Origin of the sequence: Romboutsia sp. 13368 (genome assembly GCF_018336475.1) — a bacterium.
Classification (GTDB): domain Bacteria; phylum Bacillota; class Clostridia; order Peptostreptococcales; family Peptostreptococcaceae; genus Romboutsia.
Genome location: NZ_CP048741.1, coordinates 914,281 through 916,369, shown reverse-complemented (window position 1 = coordinate 916,369; position 2,089 = coordinate 914,281). Strand labels below are relative to the sequence as shown.

At 22.4% G+C, this 2,089-nt stretch carries 1 protein-coding gene; it reads right to left on the bottom strand.

What is annotated here, in order from left to right:
- Window positions 1-135: 135 nt before the first annotated feature.
- Window positions 136-1,719 carry a sensor histidine kinase gene (locus G3997_RS03685; protein ID WP_330616294.1) on the bottom strand — a complete coding sequence of 528 codons (1,584 nt, stop codon included), beginning with the start codon at window positions 1,717-1,719 and terminating at the stop codon, window positions 136-138.
- Window positions 1,720-2,089 lie beyond the last annotated feature (370 nt).

The following is a 2,089-nucleotide window of genomic DNA, read 5'->3' as shown; positions in this document are numbered from 1 at the left end:
TTTTAATATCCACGACTAAATAATAAAAAAGATACTAAATTTAATTAGTATCTTTCTTATTTTAAATCTCCATATRGTACTATTTTTAAATCATAATTTAAATCTTTAAGTGTTTTAAAATATGTAATATTTTTACTATGTACTTTCAGATATAATTTCTTCACATATATCAGGAAGGCCTATAGTAAATTTACTTCCTTTATTAAGCTCACTTTCAAGTTTAATATATCCACCATGAAGTTCTACTATATGTTTAACAAGTGTAAGTCCAATTCCACTACTACTTGCTTTTATAGCACCAGTATTTTCAACTTGTGAGAATCGTTTAAATATAAAGTCTTGATCTTCTTTTGATATACCAATTCCCGTATCTTCTATAGTTATTTCAATATTATCTTCAATTTCTTTAATATATACTTTAATTTCTCCACCTTCTGGAGTAAATTTAACTGCATTACCAATTAAATTAATCATACATCTTTCTATTTCTGTTTCATCACAAGAAATAACTTTCTCTTCTATTTCAGGGTCAATTATAAGTGATAATCCTTTTTCCTCTATAAAATTACTCATGCTAAGTACAACTTCTTCAACGATATATACTATATCATTATTCTTTTTATTAATTTTGTAATTTCCAGTTTCTATTTTTGAACTATCTATTATATCATTTATTATTTTTAATAAATTCTCACAATTTCTACTTAAAATTTTTGTATAATATTTAGCTCTTTCATATGTCATAGTCTTATTACTAATCATGCTATTTGTTAATTGTAGTATTGATGATATAACATTTATTGGTGTTCTAAGCTCATGAGATAAGTTTACAAAATAATCATTTTTAAATTTTTCATTATTTATTATTTCTTCACTTAATCTTTTATTTTCTTCTAATTGCTTATTTAAATTCATTGTTTTTTGATTTACTAAATTTTGTAGTATTTTAACATAATTTAATATATAAAAAGCTATTGCTGAAAATACAATTAAATATATTAAGTAAGCTAAAGGTGTTTTCCATAAAGGTTTTTTAACTTTTATATTCATACTTGTTTCTTTAGTTAGATTTCCATGTCCATCTCTAGCTCTTATTTTTAAGGTATATTTACCTGAATCTAATGTTTTAATATTTAAATAAGACTTACTATCTAGATATATCCAGTTTGAATCAAGTCCTTCAATCATATATTCATAAGTTATATTATTTAAACTTTCATAAACAGGTAAAAAATATGTTATTGATAAGTCTTTATCATAATGTTCTAAAATTAATTCTTTATTATCATAAATAACTTTATTTTTTCCTATATAGATATCACCTAATACAACTTTATTTTCATTTACTGCAGGATTTTTTATATCTTTTGGATTAAAATATGTAATACCATTTGTACTACCAAATATCATCACTCCATTTTTATCTTTAAAACTTGAATTTACATTAAATTGATATCCGTATATACCATCTGTTTTTGTAAAAGCTGTTATATTTTCTTTTTCTATATCAAATTTATTTAATCCCTTATTAGTACTTATCCAAAGATTATTATCATCATCTAATAAAATCGAATTTATAAAGTTATTAGTAAGACCTTGTGCTGTAGTATAAGAAGTAAATTTATTTGATTTTATATCAAATTTACTTAAACCTATATTTGTTCCAATCCATAAGTTTCCGAAATTATCAAAAATCATACAATTTATATCATGGTTAATTAATGAGTTATTATTTGAAGAATCATTCGTGTACTTTTCTATAACACCATTTTTCTTATGGAATTTAACTAATCCAATACCTCTACCACCTAACCAAAGAATATTTTCATCTTTATAATCTGGTAATATGTATGTTATTTTTCCTGGATTAATATCAAACTTTTTTAAGTCTTCCCCATAAGAAGTTTTTTCGTTAGTCTTTAACTTTACAGAACGAAAGTCATTTGTATTTGAAGACCAAGCAAATTCTCCATCACTATATAAATAATTTAATTCTTCATTATGTAAGTTTTCATATGARTATTTAATTCTAGTTTAGATAAATCCATTATATTATTTATTATTTCCATTAATATATCAGAATTTTTCT